18 protein-coding genes and 1 pseudogene are annotated in these 18,338 nt (G+C 65.2%); 10 read left to right on the top strand and 9 right to left on the bottom strand.

Annotation, left to right across the window (positions count from 1 at the left end):
* The 5 genes and pseudogenes from QOJ24_RS10155 to QOJ24_RS10135 form a co-directional block, all read left to right on the top strand.
* A pseudogene (locus tag QOJ24_RS10155) lies at nt 1-179 on the top strand (sugar ABC transporter substrate-binding protein); the annotation flags it as partial.
* Nucleotides 179-1,153, top strand: a complete 975-nt coding sequence (locus QOJ24_RS10150; RefSeq protein ID WP_526260863.1) for a carbohydrate ABC transporter permease — start codon at nt 179-181, stop codon at nt 1,151-1,153. The pseudogene QOJ24_RS10155 and the gene QOJ24_RS10150, both read left to right, overlap by 1 nt.
* Complete coding sequence (locus QOJ24_RS10145) at nt 1,153-2,022, top strand: carbohydrate ABC transporter permease (RefSeq protein ID WP_526260862.1); 870 nt, start codon at nt 1,153-1,155, stop codon at nt 2,020-2,022. Before QOJ24_RS10150 ends, QOJ24_RS10145 begins: the two co-directional genes overlap by 1 nt.
* Nucleotides 2,023-2,054: 32 nt before the next feature.
* Nucleotides 2,055-3,134 carry an ABC transporter ATP-binding protein gene (locus tag QOJ24_RS10140; protein WP_526260861.1) on the top strand — a complete coding sequence of 360 codons (1,080 nt, stop codon included), beginning with the start codon at nt 2,055-2,057 and terminating at the stop codon, nt 3,132-3,134.
* A 6-nt stretch (nt 3,135-3,140) separates the two neighbouring features.
* Nucleotides 3,141-4,409 (top strand): DUF4032 domain-containing protein, encoded by a 1,269-nt coding sequence (locus tag QOJ24_RS10135; RefSeq protein WP_526260860.1) that lies wholly within the window; start codon nt 3,141-3,143, stop codon nt 4,407-4,409.
* 77 nt (nt 4,410-4,486) lie between these two features.
* On the opposite strand, the gene QOJ24_RS10130 is transcribed toward QOJ24_RS10135, so the two are convergent.
* Nucleotides 4,487-4,714 (bottom strand): hypothetical protein, encoded by a 228-nt coding sequence (locus tag QOJ24_RS10130; protein ID WP_526260859.1) that lies wholly within the window; start codon nt 4,712-4,714, stop codon nt 4,487-4,489.
* 31 nt (nt 4,715-4,745) lie between these two features.
* On the opposite strand from QOJ24_RS10130, the gene QOJ24_RS10125 reads away from it, so the two are divergent.
* The 3 genes from QOJ24_RS10125 to QOJ24_RS10115 all read left to right on the top strand — a co-directional run bounded on the left by QOJ24_RS10125 (nt 4,746) and on the right by QOJ24_RS10115 (nt 9,479).
* Nucleotides 4,746-7,037, top strand: coding sequence for an ATP-dependent DNA ligase (locus tag QOJ24_RS10125; RefSeq protein WP_526260858.1), 2,292 nt, complete (start codon nt 4,746-4,748; stop codon nt 7,035-7,037).
* A gap of 199 nt (nt 7,038-7,236) precedes the next feature.
* Nucleotides 7,237-8,550, top strand: coding sequence for a diiron oxygenase (locus tag QOJ24_RS10120; protein ID WP_526260857.1), 1,314 nt, complete (start codon nt 7,237-7,239; stop codon nt 8,548-8,550).
* 95 nt (nt 8,551-8,645) lie between these two features.
* Nucleotides 8,646-9,479, top strand: coding sequence for a class I SAM-dependent methyltransferase (locus QOJ24_RS10115; RefSeq protein ID WP_526260856.1), 834 nt, complete (start codon nt 8,646-8,648; stop codon nt 9,477-9,479).
* An 82-nt stretch (nt 9,480-9,561) separates the two neighbouring features.
* On the opposite strand, the gene rnhA is transcribed toward QOJ24_RS10115, so the two are convergent.
* From rnhA to QOJ24_RS10085, 6 genes are read right to left on the bottom strand one after another with little or no spacing between them, the layout of a single operon-like run.
* The gene (gene rnhA, locus QOJ24_RS10110; RefSeq protein ID WP_526260855.1) at nt 9,562-10,017 is read right to left on the bottom strand and encodes a ribonuclease HI; all 456 of its coding nucleotides are present in this window, start codon (nt 10,015-10,017) and stop codon (nt 9,562-9,564) included.
* 35 nt (nt 10,018-10,052) lie between these two features.
* Complete coding sequence (locus QOJ24_RS10105; protein WP_526260854.1) at nt 10,053-10,583, bottom strand: glyoxalase; 531 nt, start codon at nt 10,581-10,583, stop codon at nt 10,053-10,055.
* Nucleotides 10,584-10,599: 16 nt separating this feature from the next.
* On the bottom strand, nt 10,600-11,682 hold the full coding sequence (locus QOJ24_RS10100) for an alcohol dehydrogenase catalytic domain-containing protein (protein WP_526260853.1): 1,083 nt from the start codon (nt 11,680-11,682) through the stop codon (nt 10,600-10,602).
* A complete protein-coding gene (gene pfkB / locus QOJ24_RS10095; RefSeq protein WP_526260852.1) occupies nt 11,679-12,620 on the bottom strand; it encodes a 1-phosphofructokinase in 942 nt (313 codons plus the stop codon). Before pfkB ends, QOJ24_RS10100 begins: the two co-directional genes overlap by 4 nt.
* On the bottom strand, nt 12,617-13,402 hold the full coding sequence (locus QOJ24_RS10090) for a DeoR/GlpR family DNA-binding transcription regulator (protein ID WP_526260851.1): 786 nt from the start codon (nt 13,400-13,402) through the stop codon (nt 12,617-12,619). Before QOJ24_RS10090 ends, pfkB begins: the two co-directional genes overlap by 4 nt.
* A complete protein-coding gene (locus QOJ24_RS10085; RefSeq protein ID WP_526260850.1) occupies nt 13,399-14,703 on the bottom strand; it encodes an FGGY-family carbohydrate kinase in 1,305 nt (434 codons plus the stop codon). The genes QOJ24_RS10090 and QOJ24_RS10085 overlap by 4 nt, the downstream gene beginning before the upstream one ends.
* Before the next feature lie 94 nt (nt 14,704-14,797).
* Here QOJ24_RS10085 and QOJ24_RS10080 point away from each other — a divergent pair, with 94 nt between their 5' ends.
* Both QOJ24_RS10080 and QOJ24_RS10075 read left to right on the top strand, forming a co-directional pair.
* Complete coding sequence (locus QOJ24_RS10080; protein ID WP_526260849.1) at nt 14,798-15,631, top strand: class II fructose-bisphosphate aldolase; 834 nt, start codon at nt 14,798-14,800, stop codon at nt 15,629-15,631.
* Between the two features lie 30 nt (nt 15,632-15,661).
* Entirely contained in the window at nt 15,662-16,501 is an 840-nt protein-coding gene (locus QOJ24_RS10075) for an SDR family NAD(P)-dependent oxidoreductase (RefSeq protein WP_526260848.1), read from the top strand.
* A gap of 3 nt (nt 16,502-16,504) precedes the next feature.
* On the opposite strand, the gene QOJ24_RS10070 is transcribed toward QOJ24_RS10075, so the two are convergent.
* The gene (locus tag QOJ24_RS10070) at nt 16,505-16,963 is read right to left on the bottom strand and encodes a DUF2834 domain-containing protein (RefSeq protein WP_526260847.1); all 459 of its coding nucleotides are present in this window, start codon (nt 16,961-16,963) and stop codon (nt 16,505-16,507) included.
* Complete coding sequence (locus tag QOJ24_RS10065; RefSeq protein WP_526260846.1) at nt 16,960-18,195, bottom strand: MFS transporter; 1,236 nt, start codon at nt 18,193-18,195, stop codon at nt 16,960-16,962. Before QOJ24_RS10065 ends, QOJ24_RS10070 begins: the two co-directional genes overlap by 4 nt.
* Nucleotides 18,196-18,338 lie beyond the last annotated feature (143 nt).

The raw sequence follows: 18,338 nt of genomic DNA, 5'->3' as shown, positions 1-18,338 counted from the left end.
TTCAGCCGGTGCCGTACACCGGTGTGCAGTTCGTCGGGATTCCCGAGTTCCAGGATCTGGGGACGCGGGTGAGCCAGCAGATCAGTGCGGCGATCGCCGGGCAGAAGTCCGTCGACGCCGCGATGGAACAAGCACAGTTGTATGCCGAGGTCGTCGGCAAGAGCTACCAGGAGAAGTGATGACCTTAACCGCTGACACCACGGCCAAAGCCGATGAGAATGCCGTCGCCGAACGGGTTCGCAAAATCAAGGAGTCTCAAGACGTCGGCGTGAGTCGCGCCGAAGGGTGGCGACGGCGCGGGCCGCTGCTGCCCGCGCTGATCTTCATGATCGCGGTGACACAGGTGCCGTTCCTGTTCACCCTGTACTACTCGACGTTGTCGTGGAACCTGGTGCGTCCCGGCTCGCGGCAATTCGTCGGGCTGAACAACTACATCGCGGTGGTTCAGGACAGTCAGTTCTGGTCGGTGGCGGGCAACACCGTCATCCTGATCGTCGGGGTCGTGCTGATCTCGGCGCTGCTCGGCTTGCTCATCGCGCTGCTACTGGATCGCGCATTTCTCGGCCGGGGTGTGGTGCGAACGCTGCTGATCACACCGTTCCTCATCACACCCGTTGCGGGAGCGCTGATCTGGAAGACGACGATCCTCGACCCGAACAACGGCATCCTCAACTGGGTGCTGTCGCTCGTCGGCATCGGCCCTGTCGACTGGATCGGTCAGTTCCCATTGACCATGGTGATGGTCGAGTTGATCTGGCAGTGGACGCCGTTCATGATGCTGCTGATCCTCGCTGGCCTGACGTCCATGCCCCGTGACCAACTCGAGGCGGGGCGGGTGGACGGCGCGACCGCGTTCCAACTCTTCCGCGAGTTGACGCTGCCGCACTTGCGTCGCTTCATCGAACTGGGCGTCGTGCTCGGCGCCGTCTACCTGGTCAACACCTTCGACGCGATCTTCATGATGACGCAGGGCGGACCCGGTGTCGCCAGCGCGAACCTGCCGTTCTACATCTATCAACGCGCGTTCCTCGGGTTCGACATGGGCCAGGCCGCGGCGATGGGCGTGGTGGTCGTGATCTTCACGATGATCATCGCCAGCTTCGCGCTTCGATTGATCTTCAAATCATTCTCCGGCAAGGAAGAGGCAGCCTGATGACTACAACTGTCGAAAGAACCACGGCGACAGACGATGCCGCCCCGGTGCGCAAGAAGAAGTCCAGGAAGTTCAGCCCGTGGGGAATAGTGGCCTGGCTCGTCGGCCTCGGCTTCTTCTTCCCGGTGCTCTGGATGGTGCTGACAGCGTTCAAGCAGGAGAGCGACGCGGCGACCAACCCGCCGACGTTCTTCTTCACGCCGACGCTGGATCAGTTCGCAGCGGTGTTCGACCAGGGCATCGGGCCTGCGATGCTGAACTCGGTGTTCGCCACCGCCATGTCGACGATCCTGGTGTTGCTGCTCGGCGTGCCCGCGGCGTTCGCCCTGTCGCTGCGGCCCGTCCGCAAGACCTCGGATGCGTTGTTCTTCTTTATGAGCACCAAGATGCTGCCCGTGGTGGCTGCGATCCTGCCGCTGTACGTGATCGTGTCCAATCTGGGTCTGCTGGACAACATCTGGGCTCTGGTCGTCCTCTACACGTCGATGAACCTGCCGATCGCCGTCTGGATGATGCGGTCGTTCTTCCTCGAGGTACCGGGCGAACTGCTCGAGGCCGCCAGCCTCGACGGCGCCAGCCTGTGGCGCTCGGTGCGTGAGGTGATCCTGCCGTTGGTCTCGCCAGGCATCGCCGCCACCGCACTGATCTGCGTCATCTTCGCCTGGAACGAATTCTTCCTCGCGGTGAACCTCACCGCGGTGAACGCTCAGACCATGCCGGTTTACCTCGTCGGCTTCATCGCCGGTGAGGGTCAGTACTGGGCCGTGTTGTCGGCGGCGGCAACCATGGCGGCGCTGCCCGTGATCCTCTGCGGGTGGCTCGCTCAGAACAAGCTGGTGCGCGGGCTCTCGTTCGGCGCGATCAAGTAACTCTTCACTTTCACAAGAGAACGGAAACAACCATGGCTGCAATCACGTACAAGAACGCCACCTGCATCTACGAGGGGTCGGACAAGCTCGCGGTCGACTCTCTCAACCTCGACATCTCCGACGGTGAGTTCGTCGTGCTGGTCGGGCCGTCGGGCTCGGGCAAGAGCACCGCGCTTCGCATGCTCGCCGGGCTCGAGGACATCGACGAGGGCGCCATCGAGATCGGCGGAAAGGACATGACGGGCGTGCCGTCGAAGGACCGTGATATCGCGATGGTCTTTCAGAACTACGCGCTGTACCCCAACAAGACGGTCGCCGAGAACATGGGCTTCGCACTGAAGTTGCGTGGTGTGTCGGCCGCGGAGCGGCGCAAGAAGGTCGAGGACGCCGCCAAGATCCTCGACCTGACCGAGCACTTGGATCGAAAGCCGGCCAAGCTCTCCGGCGGTCAGCGGCAGCGCGTGGCGATGGGCCGCGCGATCGTCCGCGAGCCGCAGGTGTTCTGCATGGACGAGCCCCTGTCCAACCTCGACGCCAAGCTTCGCGTGCAGACGCGTACCCAGATCGCCGCTTTGCAAAGGCGGCTCGGCACCACCACCGTGTACGTCACGCACGATCAGGTCGAGGCCATGACGATGGGCGATCGGGTGGCCGTGCTGCGCTTCGGAAAGCTGCAGCAGTTCGCCGCGCCCAACGAGCTTTACGATCGCCCGGCGAATGCGTTCGTCGCGGGCTTCATCGGTTCGCCCGCCATGAACCTGGTGGACCTGCCCGTCAGCGACAGCGGTGTGAAGATCGGCGACTCCGTGCTGGAATTGGAGCGCGACGACGTCGCGAAGGTCAGCGAGGCGGGTCTGTCGGAGGTCACCTTCGGCATCCGGCCCGAGCAGCTCGAGATCTCCGACGATGGCGGGGTTGACGTCGTTGTCGACCTGGTCGAGGACCTCGGCAGCGAGGCGTACGTGTACACCCACGCGGGTTCGGGGGTCGAACTCGTCGCTCGGTGCAACCCGCGTACCGCGCCGAAGCTGGCCGACACGGTGCGGCTGCGCAAGAACCCCGAAGGTGCGGTACACCTGTTCAACCCGAAGACCGGCGAACGCCTGAATTGACCTGACGTGAATGCACCGGAGTTTCGGCTCCGGGCGCCGACTCCGGGGCTGCTCGCGCTGCCATGGGACCGGCCGTTGTCGCAGTGGAACGTCCCCGATGTTCCACTGCGCGACATCGCCGTCGGACCCAGCCGTCACCTGGTGAAGTTCGTCGAGGCCGACGATGCCCTCTGGGCGGTCAAGGACATGCCCGCCCGGATCGCGGCCAAGGAATACGACGTGCTGCGCAGGCTCGAGGAGATGGAGCTGCCCGCTGTGCGGCCGGCCGGTCTGGTGCTTCAGCCGGAGTTCGACACCGCGATCCTGGTCACCCGCTACCTCGAGGGGTCCTGGCAGTACCGCCGGCTGTTCATGCGGTTGCCGCCGGACCAACCCAAACACCGGGCGCGGCTGCTGGACGGGATGGCCGGCCTGCTGGTGGAACTGCACCGGCACGGCGTGTTCTGGGGGGACTGCTCGCTGGCCAATACGCTGTTCTCCCGTGATGGGCAGCTGCTGGCGGCCTGGCTCGTCGACGCCGAAACATCCGAGGTGCACCCAAGCCTGAGCAACGGGCAACGCCAGCACGATCTCGACATCACGGTGGAGAACGTGGCGATGGGCATGGTCGATCTGGCGGAGCGGCTCGGCACGCCGGAGTCGTTGCAGGACCAGCTGATCGCCGAGGCCGAGCAGGTGCGGGTTCGCTACGAGACGCTGTGGGACCTGCTGCACGCCGAACCGGTATTCGGCTTCACCGACCGTTACCGCGTCGAGGGCACCATCAGGCGCCTGAACGATTTGGGCTTCGCCGTCGACGAGATATCGCTGCAACCCGTCAGCGATGATCCGAGCCGGCTCAAAGTTCATGTCGCCGTGGGTGATCGGCGCTATCACGCGCAACGGCTGCGCGAGCTCACCGGCCTCGACGTCGGCGAGGGACAGGCGCGCATACTGCTCGGCGACCTGCGCGCCTATCAAGCGCAGCTGTGTCAGGAGGCGGGACATGACGTCGACGAGTCGACCGCCGCCCGGTTATGGGTGATCGAGGTCGTGACGCCCTACGAACGGGTGGCTCACGACGTCGTCGGGGGAAAGGGCACCGCGATCCAGGCCTACTGCGATCTGCTCGAAATCCGGTGGCTGCTCAGCGAGCAGGCCGGCCACGATGTCGGCACGAACAAAGCCCTTGCGGCGCTAGCCCGCGACGTCATCCCGACCGACTCGGCCGCCAAGATGGCGATCGCCGAGGTGCCGACAGCGCCGATGCCCGTCATAGAAATCGGCGGCGACTAGTTCTGAGCGTTGACTCTGCGCGTAGGGCGGGATTCAGCCCGATTTTCCGCCCTCACTGCAGACTCAACGAGTAGTTCCTAGGTGACGGGTTCGACGCCCGGATTGGTGCCGAGGCCCACCTGCGGGTTCGCGCCCTCGGCGTCGTGTGTGAACACCTGGTGCGCCATCTCCCGGCAGTTGTTGTCCATCGGGGTCTGATCGCCCGAGCAGTAGGGCACCAGATCGGCGGGATCGGCGGCGGCGATTGGCGCCCCGCCTACCAGAGCAGCGGCCGCCATCAGGGAGGCAGCGACAATTCGCCTCATCACCCAACGGTACAGCGGGTATTACCTTGGCGTGGTGGATCGAATCGGCCGGGTGAAGCTGACCAACCCGGACAAGGTGCTGTACCCGGCGACGGGTACGACCAAGGCCGAGGTGTTCGACTACTACGTCAGCATCGCCGAGGCGATGATCCCGCACATCGCGGGCCGAGCCGTCACCCGCAAGCGTTGGCCCAATGGCGTCGACGAGCCGGCCTTCTTCGAGAAGCAGCTCGCCAGTTCCGCACCGGACTGGCTGGACCGGGCGTCCATCACTCACAGGTCCGGCACGACGACCTATCCGGTCATCGACAGCGTCGACGGCTTGGCGTGGATCGCCCAGCAGGCGTCACTGGAAGTGCATGTGCCGCAGTGGCGGTTCATCGACTCGTGGAGTCGCGAACGAGGAGCCGAGAAGGTACCCGGGCCCGCCACCCGAATCGTGTTCGACCTGGATCCCGGCGACGACGTCACGTTCCGTCAGCTGTGCGAGGTGGCACACGAAGTACGAGATTTCATCACCGACATCGGGCTGACGACGTATCCGTTGACCAGCGGCAGCAAGGGCCTGCACCTCTACGTGCCACTGGCCGAGCCGGTGAGTTCCCGTGGCGCGTCGGTGCTGGCGAAGCGCATCGCCCAGCAGCTGGAAAAGACGATGCCCAAACAGGTGACCGCGACGATGACCAAGAGCCTGCGTGCAGGCAAGGTGTTCCTCGACTGGAGCCAGAACAGTGCGGCGAAGACGACGATCGCGCCGTATTCGATGCGCGGACGCGAGGAACCCACGGTCGCCGCGCCGCGCAGCTGGGAGGAGATCGAAGACCCCGACCTTCGCCACCTCCGCTTCGACGAGGTACTCGAACGCGTCGAGCGGGACGGCGATCTGCTCGAGGGGCTCGACGAACCCGTACCCGAGTCGGACAGGCTGACGACGTACCGCAGCATGCGCGACGCGGCGAAAACCCCTGAGCCGGTTCCGAAGAAGGCGCCCGCGACGGGTAACGACGACACCTTCGTCATCCAGGAGCATCACGCGCGACGGCTGCACTACGACTTCCGGCTCGAGCGTGACGGCGTGCTGGTGTCGTGGGCGGTGCCGAAGAACCTGCCGGAGACCCCGGCGGTCAACCACCTCGCCGTGCACACCGAGGACCACCCACTCGAATACGGGACGTTCGAAGGGTCGATTCCCAAGGGCGAGTACGGCGGCGGCAAGGTCATCATTTGGGACTCCGGCAACTATGAGACCGAGAAGTTCAACGACAACGGCCCCGACGGACCGGCGAAGGGCGGCGAGGTGATCGTCACCCTGCACGGCGACCGGATCGATGGCCGCTATGCATTGATCCAGACCGACGGCAAGAACTGGCTTGCGCATCGGATGAAGGAGCAGAAGCGGCCCACCTCAGGGGATCTCGCACCGATGCTCTCCACCGAAGGCTCCGTGCAGAAGCTCAAGAAGACGCAGTGGGCATTCGAAGGCAAGTGGGACGGCTATCGCGTTCTGGTCGACGCCGACCACGGCAAGCTCACTGTGCGTTCACGGCGCGGCCGCGATGTCACCGCCGAGTATCCGCAATTCGAGGCGCTGGCCGCCGATCTCGCCGACCACCACGTGATCCTCGACGGCGAGGCGGTGGCGCTCGATGCGGCGGGTGTGCCCAGCTTCGGCGAGATGCAGAACCGTGCCCGATCAACTCGCGTCGAGTTCTGGGCGTTCGACATCCTGCATCTGGACGGTCGATCGCTGTTGCGGGCCAAGTACTCCGACCGCAGGCAACTGCTGGAAACGCTCGGGGACGCTGGGGGAGTGATCGTGCCGCCCGCACTGCCCGGCGACGGGCCGCAAGCGCTCGAGCATGCGCGCGAACAGCGGTGGGAAGGTGTCATCGCCAAGAAGCGCGACTCCACCTACCAACCCGGTCGACGGTCGTCGTCGTGGATCAAAGACAAGATCTGGAACACCCAGGAAGTGGTCATCGGAGGCTGGCGGCAGGGCGAGGGCGGCCGGTCCAGCGGTATCGGGGCGCTGATGCTCGGGATACCCGCCGACGGTGGCCTGCAGTTCGTCGGCCGCGTCGGCACGGGCTTCACCGACAAGGCACTCAAGAGTTTGAAGTCCGCGCTCAAGCCGCTCGAGACCAACGAATCACCCTTCAATGCACGACTTTCCACCCAGGATGCCAAGGGCGTCACCTTCGTCAGGCCGGAGTTGGTCGGCGAAGTCCGTTACAGCGAACGCACGTCCGACGACCGGCTTCGCCAGCCGAGCTGGCGGGGACTGCGGCCGGACAAGACGCCCGACGAAGTCGTCTGGGAGTAGCGTTTCCGCATTCGTTTCGCCATTGCGCGGCAGGGCCCATGCCGTCGGCGATATCGAAAGGTGCCGTCTGCGTTACCAAACCGACGCGCGACACGCGCGTTGCCTGCACGCCAACAGGCCGGTGCCGGTGCGAGCATTTCATCGCCATGAAAACACCGCCACTGTTCGTTCTTGCCGTGCATAACTTGTGGATGGAGAAATGACAGCCGTCAGCGACGGGGATGACATGACAGACGACCCGTTCGTCGAAAGGGTGGAAACACTCTCTCGTGCGACGACCCGTCTGAGTTTCGATCCGTTCGTTGACATCGACTGGGACGCACCCGAGAACGCCTTTGACGGAAACGATCCTCGTTGGCAGCTGGAGCCGGATACCGCTCCGCTCGCGGCCACGGATTGGTACGCCCAACAGCCCTTGAAGCAACGCATTGAGATGGGCCGCTGGATCACCGCGAATACGTTCAAAGTCGGAATTCAATTCGAGATGATACTAATCCGCGGCGTCGCGCATCACGCTGGAAGGCTGCGAAATTCCGATCCAATGTTCCGGTATCTGCTGCATGAGGTCACCGATGAATGCAACCACATCCAAATGTTCCAGGAGTTCATCAATCGCAATGACCAAGATGTACCTGGCATGCGGCGGATATCGCGGTTTTTGGGTCCCATCGTGGGTTTCCTCAGCGGATACCTGAGCATCATGCTCTTCATAGGGGTCCTTTGTGGCGAACAGCCAGTTCACTATCAACAGACACTGATTCAACGGAGGGGGCCACAGATACCTCCATTGCTGAACAAGGTCACCTATATCCATCTGGCTGAAGAAGCCCGCCACATTACATTCGCTGACGACTACCTGACCGAGCATATACAGCATTCGGGGCGCTTTAAACGTGTGGCATATGCGATTCTGTTTCCACTTTTTCTTCGCTGGCTGATGGGCGAGATATTCACTCCACCGCGGTCATTTGCGCGACAGTTCGGTATCCCGCGCCGGACTTTCAAGTCCGCCTACTGGCGAAGTGGACATTCGCGTCGAATGATGGCGGAGTCGGCCGCCGATGCCCGGCGGGTGGCAGACCATCTTGGTCTTCGGACCGTCTGGTCGCGTTGGATCTGGCGGCTGTTGGGCATTGATGGCCGCGTCCCGCGCTACCGCGGCGAACCGAATCGGCTGTTCGAGGGCTCAACTGTGCCGCAGCTTGTTGAGATGCGGGCGACGATGTGGGCTCGCCTTGCGGCCGTAGCGATCATGGCGAGCGTCGCCCTGGCGGCGACGCCGGACGGATTGCGGATCATCGCGGTTGCCGCCGCCGGAGCGGGTGCATGGGCGATCTACCACACGTTCCGGGAATGGCGTGGCGGTGTGATGGGGAATCAGCCGTTCGAATGGCTGAGGCTGCTCGTCTGGGTGACGGTGTGCGTGATGATGATTCCCGCCGGCGGGTTGATCGGGCTCGCCTTGGTGGTGTTCATGATCCTCGCGCTCGCCGAATTCATGCCCACCCTGTGACCCCGGCCCGAGATACCTTCGCGGCCTTCAACTTTTACGCCTCTGACCGGCGCTGCTTACCTGGAAGCGAGCCCAGATCATGATAATTTCCGCAGATGACTGACCTGCCCTACTTCGACTTGCTCATCGACGAGCGCCAGGACGGCGGCGAGACCGGCCAGATGTTCGAGCACCAGGTGCACTGGGGGTATTGGGAGGATCCCAAGGCTGCCGCAGGCACGCGGGCCGACTACATCGCCGCCATGGAGCAGATGAACGCCGTCCTGTTCGAGGCCGGAAAGGTCGCTGACGGTCAGAAGCTGCTCGATGTCGGCTGTGGGTTCGGCGGAACCATCCAACAGATCAATGCCGCACATTCCGACATGGATCTGACCGGCCTGAACATCGACCCGCGCCAGCTCGCAGCAGCCGATGCTCAGACCAGGCCCACCAACGGAAACATGATCGACTGGGTCGAAGCCGACGCGTGTGCGCTGCCGTTCGAAGACAACTCCTTCGACCGCGTCCTGGCCGTCGAATGCATCTTCCACTTCCCGTCGCGTGAGAAGTTCCTCGCCGAGGCCGCCCGGGTGCTGAAGCCGGGCGGCTACCTGGCGGTGTCCGACTTCGTTCCGACCATGTCGTTCTTCGGCAAGACCCCGATCTGGACGGCGGTCCGGGCCCAGATCGCGAAGTCCTACGGAACGCTCGGCAACGTGCCTCTCCGGTCCTACAGGTCGATGGGCAAACGTGCGGGGCTGCAACTCGACGCCAATCGCAACATCCGGAAGAACACGTTGCCGACGTATCCGTTCCTGATCAAGTTCTTTCGCGAGCAGGGGTCAGCGGACGCTCAGAAGACGATGATCGTGGGCACGCGGTGGATGAAATGGCTGTCGAAGCTCGGCCTTGTCCAGTACAAGGTCTACACGTTCCACAAACCTGCCTGACCCTCGGAGCCGCGCTGGCGGCGACATCAGACTAGGAGCCGCGCTGGCGGCGACATCAGACTCGGCGGGCCGGCCTCGACGATTACCCGGAAGCGTCGATGGCTTCCAACAGACCGCGCGTCGCCAGCTCGTCGGCCAACTCGTTGTCGGCGACGCCCGAATGTCCCTTCACCCAGAACCATTCGACCTGGTGGCGCGCACAGGCCGCTTGCAGCCGCTGCCAGAGGTCGACGTTTTTCACCGGCTGCTTGGCGGCGGTCGTCCAGCCGCTGCGTTCCCAGCCGAGCACCCACTTGGTGATGCCGTTGCGGACATAGGTGCTGTCGGTGTAGAGGTGCACCACCACGGGCCTGGTGAGCGCCTCGAGTGCCATGATCGGCGCGGTCAACTCCATCCGGTTGTTGCTCGTCTCGCCGGGGTCACCTCCGCACATCTCGCGAACGTGCTCACGCAATCGCAGCACAGCGCCCCAGCCGCCGGGACCGGGGTTGGGACGGCACCCGCCGTCGGTGTGGATGACCACGACGTTTCCGGTCATGCGCCGAGGATAGGCAACAGCGTCGAGCAGTCGGCTCAGCGACGCGCCGAGATCATCGCCGACCGGACCGACATCCCGAGCTCGTGATGGCGCAGCGTGGTGATCCGGCGCCCGGGCTGCACCGCGTCCTTGACCGGTGTCGTGTTCTCTGCGAAGAACGACGCGGTCGTGTCGATGTCGGCGACGACGTAGGTGATCCCCCAGAGCGTCGACGGACCCTCGCTTGCCGCACCCGGCGAACCGACGGCCTCGATGATCACGTCCCCGAACCGGAAGAAGATCTGTCGGATCGGCCGACCGCCGAGTTCGCCTTCGCGTTCGCGGCGCGGTTCCACACCGACCGCGCTCGATCGCGTCGTCGGGATGCCGTCGAGGTCATCGAACGCGCCGCCCGACGGCAGCCCGCGCAACGACCACCCGGCTACGCCCGTTTGGGCGTCGCGGCCGACCAGTCGGATCCGTACTCCGCCGACCCGACAGACGGCGTCGGAATCGACGCTGAACCCCGCCGCTGTCCAGGCGTCCGCCGGATCAGCGACCACGAGCTCGTCGACGGTGACGGTCATTGACTCTTCCTGGTGGTCATTCTGCGCCCGGCAGCAGGCTCACCTTGACGGAGGCATCGCCGCGGCCGACGAGGTCGATTCCGGCACGGAAGTCATTCAGCGGAAGCTGGTGGCTGCAAATCCGATCCAGCGGCAGGACTTTCGCCTCGATCATCGAGATCGCCGTCGGCCAGCAGTAGGGGCCGAGGTGGGCGCCGAGTACGTCGAGTTCCTTGACGTCACTGATGATTGTCCAGTCGACGGTGACCGGCGAGCCGAACACGCCGTATTCGACATAGCGGCCCAACTTGCGCAACAGGTTCAGGCCCTGCGGGACAGCGGAGGGATGCCCCGTGGCATCGAGGTAGACGTCGGCGCCGTAGCCCTCGGTCAAGTCACGCACCACTGACTCGGCGTTGTCGGTGCCGACATTCAGGGTGATGTCGGCTCCACATTCGGCAGCCAGGTCGAGCTTCTCCGGTATGTGATCCAAGGCGATCACATGGGCCGGGCTCTTGGCTCGTGCGCCTGCGATCATGCCGAGTCCGATCGGACCGCAGCCGGCGACCACGACAACATCGCCGAAACAGATGGATGCGCGTTCGACAGCGTGCAGTGCGCAGGAGAGCGGTTCGGCGAACGCCGCATGCGCGGCCGGTATGTCGCGTGACACCTTGTGCACGATGGCGTCCGCGGGATAGATCATGTACTCCGCCATCGCCCCGTTCACGCTGCGGCGAAAGCCGAAGATGTTGTGCGGCGCGCACATCCAGTACTGGCCGCGCCGACAGAACCGGCACTTCCAGCACGGAACGATCTGTTCGGCCACGACGCGATCACCGGTGTCCACACCCCACCGCTGTCGGCCGAGGTCGTCGACGGTGACGATCTCGCCGACGAACTCGTGACCCGGCGTGACGAGCAGGTCGACGTTGGGCGGTATGGGCCCGTCGCCCCAGTACATGGGCGCGCCGTGAAAGCATTTGAGGTCGCTGGCGCAGATTCCGACGGCCTGTACCTTGACGAGTGCCTCGCCGGGACCGGGCTCCGGCACTGGAATCCGCTCGAGCCGGTAGTCCTCGCGGCCGTGAATGACCACGGCCTCCATGGTTGAGCTCATTCGACGCTCCTCGTCAGCTGTCGGTTGGGATCGATCGTGGTGCTGATCGTCACTGCGGTATTGATTGCGTTGGCCGAGAACAGAGTTCCTTCGTTCTGAACTGCAGCGGCGCCCCACTGCAAGGCGGTGGCCAACGCGTCGCTACGGTCGTGCGGGCAGCTGAGAAAGCCAGCGAGCATGGCGTCACCGGCGCCGACGGTGCTGATCACCCTGTGCACCGGTGCGCGACCCCATACGGCGCCGGTGGCGTCGACGAGGATCGCGCCATCTGCGCCGAGGCTGGCCAACACGGTGCGGGCACCGCGACGGCATACCTCCTGAGCGGATTCGACGACCTCGCCGAGAGTCCGTGGCACCCGGCCGGTCAGGTCGGCGAGTTCGTGCACGTTCGGCTTCACCAGATCGGGTTCCGCGGAGAGGGTTTCGGCCAGTGCCCGCCCCGACGTGTCAACGGCTACCCGGACGCCGCTGCGGTGTCCGAGTTCGACGAGTTCGCCGTACCAGCCTGCGGGTAGGCCTGCGGGCAGGCTGCCGCCGCAGACCAGCCACTCTGCGTCGCAGATGGTTTCGGTGACGGCGCGGAGCAGTTGGTCGGCCTCGTCCTTGCTGAGGCGGGGACCCGGCTCGTTGATCTTGGTGACGGAACCGTTCGGCTGGGTGAGGCTGATGTTGCTCCGGATCTCGGCGCCGATCGGAACGACGGCGGTATCCAGCCCTGCGGCACCGAGCATCTGCTGCAACTGCGCGCCGGCGCAACCGCCTGCTGTCACAACGGCTCGGACAGGTACCTCGCGGGCGTGCAGCGCCAGGGCGACGTTGACGCCCTTGCCGCTGGGTTCGGTCCAGCTGCGTCGGCCGCGATTGACCGAACCGAGCACGATGTCGTCGATGAGCACGGTCCGGTCCACGCTCGGGTTCGGCGTAACGGTGACGATCATGCGCGCTCCACTTCGATTCCGGCGCTGAGCAATCGCGTGTAGTGGTCGTCGGCGAGGCCGGTATCGCTGATCAGGACGTCGATGTCACTCAGGTTGCCGTGATTAGTGCCCTTCACCTCCCCGAACTTGCTGTGGTCGGCCATCAGGACTCGTTTGGCGGCACAGCCCAGCATCAGCCGCTTGACGGCCGCCTCGGCGGGGTCGGGAGTGGTCAGTCCCCGTTCGACGGAGATTCCGTTGGTGCCGAGGAATGCGACGTCGACATTGATCTCGGCCAGCGCTCGCGCAGCCCAGTCACCCACCTCGGCGAAGGTGACGCTGCGCAGCCGGCCCCCGAGGGTGAAGACGGTGAGCCGCGGCCGAGTCAGCAGCGACATCGCCAGGGGAACGGTGTTGGTGTACACCGTCAGGTCGCGGTCGCCGGGAAAGATCTCGACCAATTTGGCCGTCGTGGATCCGGCGTCGATGAGCACCGACCCCTGTGCAGGCAGATGGTTCAGCGCCGCCTCTGCGATGCGGAGCTTCTCCGACGCCAACTGCGTTCGAGTCTCGACCGACGGCTCGAAAGCCAGCGATTGGACGGGCACTGCGCCGCCGTGCACGCGGCGCAGCAGACCCTGGCGCTCCAGCGAAATGAGATCCTTGCGTATCGTCTCGCCGGTTACGCCAAGGGATTCGGCGATGTGCACCGCGTCGATGCGGCCGCTGCTGCGGAGGCGGTCGATGATGTGGTTCTTCCGCTGGTCGGCGTAGGGGGCGCGGGCGTCGAGGTTGTCGGTCACGCGGCAGCCGCCTTAGCCGCAAGTAGCGCAGCGCCGCGCGCGCCGGCCTCGTCGACGTCGGACAGTACGAAGTCGCCGAACCGGCGCCGCTTGACGGCGACGAGCCCGGCGCTGCGTGACCAGCCACCGGTGACCACCAACGTCCGGTGTGCACCGCTGACGGCACTCATTGCGTCATGGATCTCGGCAGCCTGGTCGGTGACAGCTTCGAGGGCGGCGCGCCACAGTCGAGCGGGGTTGGCGTCGTCGGTAATGCCAAGGATGTCTAGACTGCCGAATGCCGGTGCTGACAGGCGCATTTCGGGCATGGGCAACGCGATTGCATCGCAATCCAGCGCCGGAAGGTCGGTGCTGTCCTTCCCGAGCAGCGCGAGGATGCGTTGCAGCGCAAGCCCGCCCTGCGTTGCGCCGAGCAGGCACCAATGGTCGGCGACTGCGTGCCAACCGGTGGTGATGCCCGCTTCGGCGAGGTCGGCGACGACGTCGGGGTGCAGGCCCGGCGCGATGGTCCGGACCAGCGCTTCGGCGGTACCGCACGAGTCCAGCTCGTCGCCGGGTCCGTCGGCGCCTGCTCCGACGACGGCAGCCTGGTGATCGTGGCCCGCGACGGTGAGAACCGCTCCTGCCAACCTTGGTAGCCCCGCATCGGCTCCTACCCGGCCCAACGGCGTCCCCGCCGTCACCAGCGGTGGCATCAACGACCGGCCGGCTCCTGACCACTCCAACGTGTCCGGCCACCAGTCGCGTTGCGCCAGACGCAGCCATCCGGTTCGGGAAGCGAGTGACTGTTCTGTGGCCTCGTCGCCTCCGAGCCCACGCACAATCCATTCCGCGACGTTGAGTCGGCGTACCGCGGTGCGCGCGGCAGGGACGTTGTCGATCAGCCACCGGTGCTTGGTCAGCGACCACTGCTGCCGAAGCGGCAGGCCGGTGGTGGCCGAGAAGGTCTGCGCGCCAACGGTTTCAGTCAATCCCGTCAGCTCTGCATGATCGCGAGTGTCGTGCCACGCGATGACGGGAGCCACGGGGTCGCCGTGTTGGTCGAGCAGGACGCCGGACTCGGCGAGGCTTGCTACTCCGAGCCCGCCTATCGCTGCGGCAGGACAGTCGGCCAAGGCTTCTGCCACCGCGGATTTCGCCGCGTCGAGCAAGGCGTTCGCATCGAGTTCCGCGCCCGAGGTCGTCACCGTCCACGGAGTAGTGGCGCGCCCGGACGCAACCGGCTCGCCGTCAACGGTGAAGACGACGGCCTTGCTGGTGCTGGTCCCGACGTCCAGGCCGACGAACAAGTTGCCGCGCATGTCGCCGCTCGACCAACCCTTCTTGTCGTATTGGAATGTGATGGATATAGTTGCGTTTCGTTGGAGCCATGTCAAGCGATCATGAAGGACTCCCATGCCACTCGCTCGGACCGCCGACCTGGTCGCCGCCGCCTATCGCGCCGGCACGGGCGTGCTGGCCTTCAACGTCATCACGCTGGAGTACGCGGAGGCGATCGTCGCAGGCGCCGAAGAGGCCAATCGGCCGGTGATCCTGCAGTTGAGCGAGAACGCGGTGAAATTCCACCACGGTCGGCTGGCGCCGATAGCCGCCGCAACCACAGCGGTCGCCGCGGCGGCAGGCGTCCCTGCATCGGTTCACCTGGACCACGTCGAGGACGTGGCGCTGCTGCACGCCGGTGCCGAAAACGGCGTCAGCTCAGCAATGTTCGACGCCGCCAAACTCGCCTACGACGCCAATGTCGAGGCAACAAGGGCGGCCGCGGACTGGGCACACGACCGGGGCATCTTCCTCGAAGCCGAGTTGGGCGAGGTAGGCGGAAAGGACGGCGCGCACGCGCCAGGGGTGCGCACCGACCCCGCAGAGGCGGCCGCATTCGTAACCGGCACGGGAGTCGACGCGCTGGCGGTCGCGGTCGGCAGCTCCCACGCGATGTCGGAGCGGACCGCATCGTTGGAGTTTGACCTCATTGCCCAGCTGCGGTCGGCGGTGCCCGTTCCGCTTGTGCTGCATGGCTCTTCGGGGGTGGCGGACGAGGATCTTCGCAGGGCCGTGAGTGCAGGCATCACCAAGATCAATGTCGGAACCTTGCTCAATGTCCGGTTCACCGCCGCCGTGCGCGAACACCTCGCGTCCGACGAGTCGGTGACCGACCCGCGAAAGTACCTCGCTCCGGCGCGCACCGCCATCGCCGATGCGGTGGCGGGGGTGCTCGACGCGATCGACTGACCGAATCCGGCGCCCGGCTAGGCTCCCGCCATGACTTCAGTTTCGGTGATCACCGGTGGTGCGGGCGGAATGGGCCTTGCGACGGCGAAGGTCGTCGGGCGGGACCACACCCTTGTCCTCTGCGACGTCCGGCAGGACCGTCTCGACGAGGCGGCGAAAACGCTGGACGGCCTCGGCATCACCGTCACCGCCGTCAACTGCGACGTCACCGACCGCAGGGCGGTCGACGGATTGCTGGACACCGCGTCCACGCTCGGCGCGATCGCCTCGGTGATCCATGCCGCCGGTGTCAGCCCCAGCATGGGCTCGGCCGAATACGTCATGCGGACCAACGCGGTCGGCACGGTCAACGTGAACGAGGCCTTCTTCGCCGCCGCGGGCGAGGGCGGCGCGATCGTCAACGTGGCCTCGATGGCGGCACATATGTTGCCGGAGAACATGATTCCCACAGCGCGATTCCCGCAGGCGCTGCAGGACGCGGATGCCTTCATGGCCGACATGCTGGCGGCGTGCAGCGTCGTTCCCGAGGAGATGCAGTCCGGAATCGCCTATGCGGTGAGCAAGAGCTTCGTCCGGTGGTACTCCGTTGCGCAGTGCGAACGGTTCAACGGCAAGGGCCTGCGCATCCTGTCCGTCTCGCCCGGATCGGTCGACACCGAAATGGGTCTATTGGAGGCGGAAGCCGGCGCTGGCGCCATGGTCGCCGACGCGGCGGTGCCGCGTTGGGGTAAGCCGGAGGAGATGGCCGCCCTGCTGGCGTTCTGCGCGAGCGACAAGGCCGGCTACCTCACCGGTACCGACATCCTGAACGACGGCGGCGTGATCGCCTCGATGACCGAGCGTGCCAGGGTCGCCGCCCACAGCGGTTAGTGATCAGACCACGTCGACCCAGATGGTGAACGCCAGCGTGAAGCCGGCGAGCGCGGCAAGCAGGACCGAGTCGACGTTTCGAAGCTCGGTCGCATCCGACTTCTCCAAGCGCAGTTCACGGGCCAGCAGGAACAACGGGAACGTCACGCTGATCGCAATCAAGAACCCGCCGATGATGTAGGCCCACACGAATTTCACGCCGAGCCTGCGCGCCTCGATCACCATCAGGATCGCCACCGCGAGCAACAGCAGCGCGATGTCGACGGTGATCGACCGGGTCGCGTGATTGGCCTTGGTGGCTTCCCAGAAACCCAAGAAGCTCCCGCCGCCGCCGAAGAAGAGGATGTTCTGGCTCCAGGTGGCCACTAGTGCGACGAGAGCGATCGCGGCGTAGGCGGCGCATAACAGTTTCCGGGACATGAGCATTCGCTCACGGTAGAAGGCGTCGCCCGTCACGATCACCGATTCGATCCTTTTGCTGCGTCGGTCCGTCGCTGCAGCGCGAACGAGCCGGTGAGAATCAGGATCCCCGCCGCGGAGAGCAGCGCGCCCGCGGTCGCCGGGGCGGTATAGCCGTAACCCGCGGCGATGACCAGCCCGCCGACCAGGGCGCCGATCGCGTTGGCCATGTTCAGCGCCGAGTGGTTGAGGCAGGCGGCCAGCGTGCGCGCGTCGTGTCCGACGTCCATCAGCCGGATCTGCAGTGCAGGCCCCATCGCCGAGCCGGCCGTGCCGATCGCGAACAACACCAGCAACGCCGTCCACGGGTTGTGGGAAGCCACCACGAACACCGTCAGCGCGAGGCCGAGGGCCGTCATCGACAGGTACAGACCGCGAACGACCGAAACATCTGCCATTTTGCCGCCGACCAGGTTGCCCACCACCATGCCGAAGCCGAAGACCATGAGCGCCAACGGAACAAGCGCACGGGGCATGCCTGCGACATCGGTCATCGTCGTGCTGATGTAGGTGTACACGGCGAACATTCCGCCGAATCCGATCATGCCCACCAGCATCGCCAACCACACCTGCACGCGTTTGAGCGCGCCCAGCTCGGTCAGCGGGCTTGTCACGTGCATCGACCGCAGCGGAGGGAGCCAGAATGCGATCGCGGTCAGCGTCATCACGCCGACCGCCACCACCAGACCGAATGCGCTGCGCCAGCCGAGGGCCTGGCCCAGCCAGGAAGCCATCGGCACGCCGACGACGGTCGCGACGGTCAACCCGGTCATCACGTGCGCCACCGCCTTGGCCCGATTGCGCGGTCCCATCAGGAAGGAGGCCACCATCGCGGCGACACCGAAGAACGCCCCATGCGGCAGGCCGGCAACGAAACGCGCGGCGATCAGCACCTCGTACGACGGGGCGAACATGCTGGCCAGGTTGCTCAGCGTGAAGACCGCCATCAGCCCCAACAGCACCGTCTTTCGCGGCATCCGTGCGGTCAGTGCGGCGAACAGCGGCGCTCCGACCACCACACCGAGCGCATACGCGGAGATGACGTGGCCTGCGGTCGGTTCGGAGATGGCGAAGCTGGAGGCGATATCAGGAAGCAACCCCATCGCGACGAACTCGGTGGTTCCGATGCCGAAGCCGCCGATGGCGAGAGCCAGCACCGCAAGCCACCGCACCGAGGGTGCAGGAGCGACAACGGAGACCGGGGTCGTCGAGGGCCGGTCAAGGGAGATGGTCAAGAACGTGGACCTTCCTGTGGTTGGACCTTGGCCACGCTAACCAGACTTACGGCTGTCGGCAAACTGACTTACGCATTTTGACGGTAAAAGTGAGGCAGGTTACGATTGGAATCGACCGCGAATCAACCTCTGTGAATCGATGA

The organism is Mycobacterium sp. (genome assembly GCF_032159775.1).
Lineage (GTDB): Bacteria > Actinomycetota > Actinomycetes > Mycobacteriales > Mycobacteriaceae > Mycobacterium.
This window is presented reverse-complemented; position numbering and strand designations above follow the sequence as displayed.

What these genes read in the sequence shown, in the direction of transcription:
- QOJ24_RS10100 (WP_526260853.1), bottom strand. Translation starts at nt 11,682, where the DNA reads ATGAGCTCAACCATGGAGGCCGTGGTCATTCACGGCCGCGAGGACTAC.
- QOJ24_RS10150 (WP_526260863.1), top strand. Translation starts at nt 179, where the DNA reads ATGACCTTAACCGCTGACACCACGGCCAAAGCCGATGAGAATGCCGTC.
- QOJ24_RS10105 (WP_526260854.1), bottom strand. Translation starts at nt 10,583, where the DNA reads ATGACCGTCACCGTCGACGAGCTCGTGGTCGCTGATCCGGCGGACGCC.
- QOJ24_RS10140 (WP_526260861.1), top strand. Translation starts at nt 2,055, where the DNA reads ATGGCTGCAATCACGTACAAGAACGCCACCTGCATCTACGAGGGGTCG.
- QOJ24_RS10120 (WP_526260857.1), top strand. Translation starts at nt 7,237, where the DNA reads ATGACAGCCGTCAGCGACGGGGATGACATGACAGACGACCCGTTCGTC.
- QOJ24_RS10115 (WP_526260856.1), top strand. Translation starts at nt 8,646, where the DNA reads ATGACTGACCTGCCCTACTTCGACTTGCTCATCGACGAGCGCCAGGAC.
- pfkB (WP_526260852.1), bottom strand. Translation starts at nt 12,620, where the DNA reads ATGATCGTCACCGTTACGCCGAACCCGAGCGTGGACCGGACCGTGCTC.
- QOJ24_RS10130 (WP_526260859.1), bottom strand. Translation starts at nt 4,714, where the DNA reads ATGAGGCGAATTGTCGCTGCCTCCCTGATGGCGGCCGCTGCTCTGGTA.
- QOJ24_RS10075 (WP_526260848.1), top strand. Translation starts at nt 15,662, where the DNA reads ATGACTTCAGTTTCGGTGATCACCGGTGGTGCGGGCGGAATGGGCCTT.
- rnhA (WP_526260855.1), bottom strand. Translation starts at nt 10,017, where the DNA reads ATGACCGGAAACGTCGTGGTCATCCACACCGACGGCGGGTGCCGTCCC.
- QOJ24_RS10145 (WP_526260862.1), top strand. Translation starts at nt 1,153, where the DNA reads ATGACTACAACTGTCGAAAGAACCACGGCGACAGACGATGCCGCCCCG.
- QOJ24_RS10080 (WP_526260849.1), top strand. Translation starts at nt 14,798, where the DNA reads ATGCCACTCGCTCGGACCGCCGACCTGGTCGCCGCCGCCTATCGCGCC.
- QOJ24_RS10085 (WP_526260850.1), bottom strand. Translation starts at nt 14,703, where the DNA reads ATGCGCGGCAACTTGTTCGTCGGCCTGGACGTCGGGACCAGCACCAGC.